General features: G+C 34.9%; 11 protein-coding genes. 4 read left to right on the top strand and 7 right to left on the bottom strand.

The window, feature by feature from the left end; all coding sequences use genetic code 11:
- The first annotated feature begins 219 nt into the window (after positions 1–219).
- On the top strand, positions 220–1,419 hold the full coding sequence (tyrS, locus tag WFK35_RS17860) for a tyrosine--tRNA ligase (RefSeq protein ID WP_336733716.1): 1,200 nt from the start codon (positions 220–222) through the stop codon (positions 1,417–1,419).
- Positions 1,420–1,488: 69 nt separating this feature from the next.
- Entirely contained in the window at positions 1,489–2,010 is a 522-nt protein-coding gene (locus WFK35_RS17855) for a 3'-5' exonuclease (RefSeq protein WP_336733715.1), read from the top strand.
- A gap of 71 nt (positions 2,011–2,081) precedes the next feature.
- Here WFK35_RS17855 and WFK35_RS17850 read toward each other — a convergent pair whose 3' ends face one another.
- The 4 genes from WFK35_RS17850 to panD form a co-directional block, all read right to left on the bottom strand.
- A complete protein-coding gene (locus tag WFK35_RS17850) occupies positions 2,082–2,756 on the bottom strand; it encodes a TerD family protein (protein WP_336733714.1) in 675 nt (224 codons plus the stop codon).
- A 2-nt stretch (positions 2,757–2,758) separates the two neighbouring features.
- Positions 2,759–3,334, bottom strand: a complete 576-nt coding sequence (locus WFK35_RS17845; protein WP_214590695.1) for a TerD family protein — start codon at positions 3,332–3,334, stop codon at positions 2,759–2,761.
- 193 nt (positions 3,335–3,527) lie between these two features.
- On the bottom strand, positions 3,528–4,610 hold the full coding sequence (locus WFK35_RS17840) for a lysylphosphatidylglycerol synthase transmembrane domain-containing protein (RefSeq protein WP_336733713.1): 1,083 nt from the start codon (positions 4,608–4,610) through the stop codon (positions 3,528–3,530).
- 4 nt (positions 4,611–4,614) lie between these two features.
- Positions 4,615–4,965, bottom strand: a complete 351-nt coding sequence (panD, locus tag WFK35_RS17835; RefSeq protein WP_048511083.1) for an aspartate 1-decarboxylase — start codon at positions 4,963–4,965, stop codon at positions 4,615–4,617.
- 399 nt (positions 4,966–5,364) lie between these two features.
- On the opposite strand from panD, the gene WFK35_RS17830 reads away from it, so the two are divergent.
- Positions 5,365–5,676, top strand: a complete 312-nt coding sequence (locus WFK35_RS17830; protein WP_214590697.1) for an HU family DNA-binding protein — start codon at positions 5,365–5,367, stop codon at positions 5,674–5,676.
- 62 nt (positions 5,677–5,738) lie between these two features.
- On the opposite strand, the gene pdxH is transcribed toward WFK35_RS17830, so the two are convergent.
- Positions 5,739–6,383 (bottom strand): pyridoxamine 5'-phosphate oxidase, encoded by a 645-nt coding sequence (pdxH, locus tag WFK35_RS17825; protein ID WP_336733712.1) that lies wholly within the window; start codon positions 6,381–6,383, stop codon positions 5,739–5,741.
- Between the two features lie 24 nt (positions 6,384–6,407).
- Here pdxH and WFK35_RS17820 point away from each other — a divergent pair, with 24 nt between their 5' ends.
- Positions 6,408–6,956, top strand: a complete 549-nt coding sequence (locus WFK35_RS17820) for a YqgE/AlgH family protein (RefSeq protein ID WP_214590699.1) — start codon at positions 6,408–6,410, stop codon at positions 6,954–6,956.
- 322 nt (positions 6,957–7,278) lie between these two features.
- Here WFK35_RS17820 and WFK35_RS17815 read toward each other — a convergent pair whose 3' ends face one another.
- Together WFK35_RS17815 and WFK35_RS17810 are read right to left on the bottom strand one after the other, a co-directional pair.
- Positions 7,279–8,088 carry an aminotransferase class IV gene (locus WFK35_RS17815; protein ID WP_336733711.1) on the bottom strand — a complete coding sequence of 270 codons (810 nt, stop codon included), beginning with the start codon at positions 8,086–8,088 and terminating at the stop codon, positions 7,279–7,281.
- Positions 8,089–8,163: 75 nt separating this feature from the next.
- On the bottom strand, positions 8,164–8,328 hold a 165-nt coding region (locus WFK35_RS17810), incomplete at its 5' end, for an START-like domain-containing protein (RefSeq protein WP_336733717.1).

Here is an 8,328-nt window from a genome sequence, read left to right as displayed (position 1 = left end):
TCTGAAGAAAAAACAAATGATTTTTTAATAAAATTCTATATTTGTACTCATGAAGCACTTAAATAACCTATTGCGTCTTCCTTTTTTCTGCAATTATTATTACCCGGATAATCGTTCGGGAAGACTTCTATAACCATATTCAGTAGAAATTTAATCTAAAAATATCATAGAACCCGGACAGTTTTTGTTCGGGTTTTTTCATGCTTAAAAATTAAAAAAATGATCAGTAAATTAAAAGAGAATGTAGAAATTATTCTGCCGGAAAACGGACTGGAAGAAAAAATTCAGCAAGCCGAAAACGAGAAGAGAAAATTAATCATCAAACTTGGGTTTGATCCCACTGCTCCGGATCTGCATTTGGGACACGCAGTTGTTTTGAAAAAACTGAGACAGTTTCAGGATCTGGGACATCAGATTGTAATTATTGTCGGAAGTTTTACGGCAAGAATCGGCGACCCTACAGGAAAAAACAAGGCGAGAAAACCTTTAACCACTGAGGAAGTTCATCATAATGCAGAAACGTATATCAGTCAGCTCTCCAAAGTTATTGATGTTGAAAAAACAAAAATTGTCTTTAATTCTGAATGGCTGGATGCGCTGAATTTTTCGGAAGTGATCCAACTGATGTCGAAAGTGACAGTTGCCCAACTGATGCACAGAAATGATTTCAGTAAAAGATTTTCAGAAAATACACCGATTGCCATGCATGAACTTGTATACCCTATTTTGCAGGGTTTTGATTCTGTACAGACTAATTGTGACATTGAAATGGGCGGAACCGACCAGCTTTTCAACTGTACGATGGGACGACAATTGCAGGAAAATCACGGAAAATCTCCGCAGATTGTGATGTGCATGCCTTTACTGAAAGGTCTTGACGGAAAGGAAAAGATGAGCAAATCTTTAAACAACATTATCGGATTAACTGACGAACCGAATGAAATGTTCGGGAAAACGATGTCCATTCCGGATTCTCTGATTGACGAATTTATTGATCTTACCACGGATTTTTCTTCTGAAGAGAAAGAACGTTTAAAACAAAACATCAATGATGGTCAAAACCCGATGAATGTTAAAAAGCTTATCGCTAAAAATATCATCACACAATATCATGATGCAGAATCAGCTGAAAATGCCGAGTTGTTTTTTATGAATCAGTTCCAGAGTAAAAATTTTGAAGAAAAAGTTTTTGACCCGGTCTTCATTGACTCTCTCCACCATATTCAGCATAAAATGGTTTTATCGGAATTATGCCATCAGCTGAAATGTAACGAAAGTAAATCTTTCATCCGAAGACTGATTGAAAATGGCGGAATTCAGATCAACAATATCAAATTAACAGATCCGAATGAAGAAATTAAATTAGAGAAAGGAATAAAAATTAAGATCGGAAAAAGAAGTTTTTTTGAACTTTTGTAAACATTGAATTTTAAGATTTTTTTTTTCAATATATTCGTTCAGAAAATTTAAAAATAGAAACACAATCGCATGAGCTACATTATGGTCGATATAGAATCGGACGGACCGATTCCCGGAGATTTTTCAATGGTCTGTTTTGGAGCAGTTTTAGTAGACGAAAATCTGGAAACCACATTTTACGGAAAACTGAAGCCAGTTTCAGAGAAATTCAATCCCGATGCTTTGGCAGTTTCCGGTTTTACGCGTGAAGAAACATTGGATTTTGATGATCCTGAAGAAGTAATGCTGAAATTTGAAGAATGGATTAAAGAAAAATCTAAAGGAAGACCTGTTTTCATCAGTGATAACAACGGCTTCGACTGGATGTTTATCTGCTGGTATTTTCATCATTTCATCGGGAGAAATCCATTCGGTTTTTCTTCCAGAAGACTTGCGGATCTGTATTGCGGACTGGAAAAAGACACTTTTGCCCAGTGGAAACATCTACGAAAAACTAAGCACACCCATCATCCCGTTGATGACGCAAAAGGAAATGCAGAAGTTTTGCTGTATATGAAAAAGGAAATGGGACTGAAAATCGGATTGAAATAAATGCTCTGCCTTAGTAAAATTCTGGTATTAAATGATAAAATAAAAAAGTATGCATTTTCAGCATACTTTTTTTACTTATAGGTGTAAGGTACGAGAACTTCAATAAAATTATCTGTCTTGTGCGGTTCCCCGATGGCCCGGAATTTCCAATCGCCGTTGTGGCGGTAAACTTCCGCAAAAACCATAGAACACATTCCGTTCATACTGGTGTCACCTGAAAGACTGAATTTTGTAATTTCCCTTCCTCTTGCATCTACCGCACGGATAAATGCATTTTCTATCATTCCGAAATGTTGTCTGTTGAACAATCCCTGATAAATTGAAACTACAAACACAATTTTCTGATAGCGCTCATCCAGCTGATCCAGCAATACAACAATCTGTTCATCATCGCCATCTCCGGCTCCGGTTCTGTTATCTCCGGTCAGCCATATTTTTCCGCTGGGATGCCGCATAGAATTGAAATAGATTACGTCGCTTTTATACAGAGCAATCTCTCTTCCGTTTCTTCCAGGAACCGTCATTCCGAGATCCGCAACCTTCCCGTTTTTATCCAAAAGAAAAGCAATGGCATCCAGATCATATTCCGCACCGTCACTTATCCCGAAAAGACGGTTGAAAAAACCACCGGATCTTCTAACATCCCATCCTAAACCTATGGTTACAGATGACAGATCATATGCATCTTCTCCATGTTCATTTTTGCGGAGATTGATGGTCTGACCTTTTTGTAAGTTGATAGCCATTTTTATTTTATGATTTGTCCTTTATAATATTTTTCAAGAAAGAAACCCAGATCTGCTCTGTAGCCGATTCCCGAAGCTTCAAATTTCCAGCTTCCGCCACGTTTGTACAGTCTTCCGAATTCAATTCCGGTTTCTATGGAAAAATCTTCATCCAGTTCGTATTTGGCAATTTCCATATTGGTATTATTGTCTACAATTCTGATGTAAGAATTTCTTACCTGTCCGAAATTCTGCTTTCTCCTATCAAAATCTTCGATGGTAACAACAAAAAGAATTTCCTGAACTCTTTCGTCTACTTTTTCGAGATCAATAATGATGGCTTCATCATCATCTCCGTCGCTGTTTTTTCCACTTGGATCATCTCCTGTATGTGTAAGTGCACCATCCGGCGAATGCAGGTTATTATAAAAAACAAAATATTCTTCACTCACCAGTTTTCGTTCCGCATCAATCATAATTGCGGAGGCATCAAGGTCAAAATCATATCCCATTCCTTCATTTGGATCCCATCCGAGACCGATGGTCATTTTTGTAAATCCAAGATCAATTCTTTGCCCTTTTTGTAAATTAATTGCCATAATAATGATATGTGTTTTATGTATTGTTTATCGAAGTTATGGCGGTTTTAGTAAATTTCCAAAAAATTTTGTGACAAAAAATTATGTAAATTGCAAAACATAAAATTTTGAAATTCATTAAAAATTAAGCCTAAAAAAATCCGATCGTTATGACCGGATTTTATATTTTCAAAAGATTTAATTAAAAGATAAATTATTCTGTAAATTCTTTTTTTACCACATTTTTGTTTCTTGCTCTTGCTAAAGCAGGAATTGAAAGCAATCCCGTAATAATTGTGAGCAGAAACTGTAAGGGCAGAGATATAAAAGAATATATTAATCCCATTTCACCGCCTGTTACAGCATTTTTACCTGCAGAAATAAAAAGAGCCATAAAGCCATACTTCATCGCCAGATTAAAAGCGCCAATTCCTCCGCTTGCAGGCACAATCATTCCGAAAGTTCCCACGGTAATAATAAAGAAGCCGTCTCCTATAGTAAAATCTGATGTTTCGGGAAGAGAAAAACATACAAGATAAGCAGCAAGAAAATAACATATCCAGATTCCTATTGTATAAAGAATGAATTTTCCTTTTTGTCTGAGCTTGAATATTGTGGTTAAGCCCTGTAAAATTCCTTTGGCAAATCCTATAAGTTTATCTTTTTTGTATTTGAACAAAATAATTAATCCTACGATTGCCAGCAGGAAAACAGAAATCTTCATATAGAAATAAAAAGCAGTAAAATCTACAATTCCTATTTTCATTAGAAATTTTTCAAAAAAGCTATGCTCCACTTTTACCTTTTCCTCTTTCTGTCCGGTTGCAATATCATAAAACGAAAGAATAGCATCATATTTAAAAATGATGGTAAGCCCCAGAAAACCTATCATACAGATAAGGTCTACAACTCTTTCTAAAATAATAGTTCCGAAAGATTTATCAACGGGAACGTCTTCTACACCATACAATGCTGTAGATCTTGCCAGTTCCCCACTTCTCGGAATCGTAAGATTCATTAAATATCCAAAAGATATGGTCCAGAAAGCATTTGCATCCGAAATTTTATATCCCATCGGTTCGAGAAGAATATTCCAGCGTATTGCACGCAGCCAATATGCTAACAAACCAAAGATTCCTGCAATAAAAACCCAGGTATAATTTGCTCTTTCAATGGATTTCTGGATCACTTTAAAATCCAGCCCCTTTAAAGCAAACCATAAAAAAAAGCCTGCAAAAGCAAGCGAGATCACTATCGTAAGAATGGATTTCAGAGGATTTTTTGAGTTCTTCTCCATCCTGTTACGTTAAAAGGTTTGTTTTTTCGTCGGGGAAAACAATCTTCGGCTGGAAATTCTGCGCCTCTTCCGGAGTCATCTGTGCATAAGCGATAATAATAATGATATCATCTCTCTGTACTTTTCTCGCCGCAGGACCGTTAAGACAAACTTCTCCCGATTTTCTTTTACCTTTAATAACATAAGTGTCGAAACGCTCTCCGTTATTCACATTTACGATATAAACTCTTTCTCCCACTACCAGACCTGCAGCTTCAATAAGGTCTTCATCTATCGTAATACTCCCAATATAATTAAGGTCAGAAGCCGTAACTCTCACCCTGTGAATCTTAGACTTAAAAACTTCTATTAACATGGTGCAAATTTATTAATAATAATTTATAAAACCGTCTTTTAAAATGAATTTAAAACCAGCAGAAACCCAGAACTTTAATTTTATTAAACGTAATTTTTAAAGATTTTATTTACAGAATTTATAAACATATCCTGAAAACCATCAATACTTACTATACAATTCAGGATTTAATAAATACAAAAAATAATATTGCATTTTTGGTAAAGTCAATACAGATAAGCAATTGGCATGATTTTAGTAACGGATAACGTAGATTTTTCGTAAAAAGCTGAATTATCATATTTTAACCAATTTTACTTAAAATCAAAAAATTTATTTATTTTTTTGCAAAAAAATTGCACATTTAGAAAATAGTATTATATTTGCTATTATAACGAACTAACTTTAATATTAAAAATTATGAACAAGTCTGAATTAATCGACGCAATCGCCAAAGATGCCGGCATCACTAAAGTTGCAGCTAAAGCTGCTTTAGAATCATTTATCTCTAACGTTACTACTACTTTAAAGAAAAAAGACGGAAAAGTTTCTTTAGTAGGGTTTGGAACTTTCTCAGTAGCTGAAAGAGCTGCAAGACAAGGAATCAACCCTGCAACTAAAAAGCCAATTAACATCGAAGCTAAGACTGTTGCTAAATTCAAAGCTGGTGCAGACCTTTCTGCAGCTGTTGCTTCAGCTAATGCTCCTGCTCCGGGTAAAAAGAAAAAATAATCACTCAGATTAAAGAAAAAATAAAACCTCATCATCTGATGAGGTTTTTTATTGCATCTATTTTAAGGAGCTAATCTCGCAATTTTCCAATCGAGACCATCAACCAATTCATAAACAATTCTATCGTGCAGACGGTTTGGTCTCCCCTGCCAGAATTCTATTTCATAAGGCTTTGCAATATATCCGCCCCAGTTTTCAGGTCTAGGAATTTCTGTGTCTGCATACTTTTCTTCCAGTTGCTGAAGCTTGTCTTCCAAAAATTCACGGTTCGGAATTTCTTTACTTTGAGGAGAAACTACAGCACCCAACTGACTTCCTTTTGGTCTGGAATGGAAATATCCGTCACTCAGATTTTCTGCAATACGTTCCATCTCAGCTTTAATAATGATCTGCCTTTCCAGATTGGGCCAGAAAAAATGAAGACAGGCTTTGTGTGTCTTTTCTATGGATTTTCCTTTTCTGCTGTCATAATTGGTGTAAAAAATAAATCCTTCGTATGTATAAGCCTTTAACAACACCATTCTTGTACGCGGACATCCGTCGTTTTCCAGTGTAGAAAGTGCCATTGCATTCGCTTCAGAGATGTTCGGATTTTCGCTGGCTTCCATAAACCAGTCCCGAAACTGTTCAATAGGATTTTGTTTTATCTCACTTTCAATAAGTTGGGATTTCTCGTACACTTTTCTTTTATCGTGCAGGTTTTCCATAAATATTTTTTATTAAATTTGAGTATGAATTACTCTTACAAAGGTAAAATATTAATTTCCACACCCGACATTTCCGGCGATATTTTTTCCAGATCTGTTGTTTTGATTATTGAACATAATGAAAGTGGTGCATTTGGTTTAATATTAAATAAAAAAAACAACCAGATGAGTGGTAAATTCAAAGATTTTTTCGATTTCAGAATTGAAGTTTATGACGGTGGTCCTGTAGGAAATGACAAAGTTTTTTTTATTGTAAAAGGGGAAAAGGTAACTGAAATGTATACAGAAATTACCCCGGAATTTTATCTTACCGAAGATATTGAAAACATCATCAGCGCTGTTCTCAGCGGCGAACTGGACATCAATAATGTCAAAATATTTTCCGGCTATTCCGGATGGTCAGCGTTACAGCTTGAGGAAGAAATCCAGAGAAAATTATGGACTGTGGTAGATGTTTACAATCTGGATTATACATTGCCAAACGATCAGACCCTCTGGAAATCGATCATGCAGAATCTTGGTGGCGAATTTCTTTTATGGGCAAATTCTCCTGAAAATATTTCTTTAAACTAGCAAGAGAAATTCATTAATATTATTTAAACATTTAACAAATTTTAAGAAAACGTTAACCAATTTTAAGCAAAGGTTTTACGTTATCTGGTAAACTAAATCTCTTTGATATTAAAGGAACAAATGATGATACTAAATAAAACAGGATCAATAGATTAAAGTTTAACAATTTGACCAACGAGAAAAGTCAAAAACAAATTGCTGATAAATTTTCTGAAATTTTAAGAGAACAATAAATAAAGATACAAATTCTGATTTATCAGAATAAAAACCCGGTAAAGGACTTTCGGAACTTTGTTGTTTACCGGGTTTGTCAATTTTCATATTAAAAACTTTCTTTCCAGTTTTTAATAAGTTCCGTGAACCGCTGGTTTCCGAAAGTTTTATTTCTTATTTTACTTACAGAAAATATTCCTTTTTCATCCGAAATTAAGAGTATTTCTTCAGCTTTCTGAGACTCAAATGCAATAATCTCATGTTCCTGTATATCCGCAAGATTATTTTTGTGTAAAAAAGTTACAAAATTCTCCATAAGCGGCGAAATGTAGGCTCCTTCTGTCTGTTTTGGGATTTTGATCACATCACCTTCCAGAAACAAGAGATTCCCGAAAGTTGTACGCGCAATTCTTTTATTCGGGTTGAGAAGAATGACATCATCAAGATCGTTTTCCTGCGCATAAATTTCGCCGTAAATATTTTCCGGACTATGAACCCTGATATTGCTTAAAAGGTTGTTATTAACGTTTATTTCCTTAATTAAATCAAGTTCCAGATTTCTTTCATGCAATGCTAACAGATCTTGGGTTTCTGTAACTTCATAAAAGTAAGAAACTGAGGATTTGGAAAGGGTAATTCCGTCTGAATTTCTGAAAACCTGAAAATTAATGATCGCATTCTGAATGCTTTTTCCTTCAATAACTTCTTTCTGAAATAAGGTCTGAAAAAATTCAAGTGTGTAGGTTAAAGGAATATTCAGCCTCATTTTCCTCATGGAAGCCATCAGGAAGAAATAGCATTCTTCATCCATGATTAATTTTCCGTTTTTGATAAAAAAAGAAACCTTTACGGCGTCCCCCGAAAGAAAGGCTCTGTTTTTTACATTAATTTCGTCTGATGTAAAATATTGATTTTCCACTGTAATCTGATTTATTTACAAAAAAATAATGAACGATAAATCGTTCATCAGTTTTATAATTCAGCGTGCCTACGTTTAGGCTGCACCTAATTTAATTCTAAGATTTTCGATAAGATTTTCCCAGTACATTGCGTTTTCTTCTTCATCTCCTTCTTCACAGAAATCTGTAATATTAAGAGACAGGTCTTCTGTAATGTCGTCTATTGCGATCGTCATTTCAAAGAAGTTCTTGGTTCCTTC

It is taken from the genome of Chryseobacterium sp. VD8, from assembly GCF_037149975.1.
GTDB classification, from domain to species: Bacteria; Bacteroidota; Bacteroidia; order Flavobacteriales; family Weeksellaceae; genus Chryseobacterium; species Chryseobacterium indicum.
The sequence above is the reverse complement of the archived record's forward strand: the minus strand, read 5'-3'. Positions and strand labels throughout refer to the sequence as shown.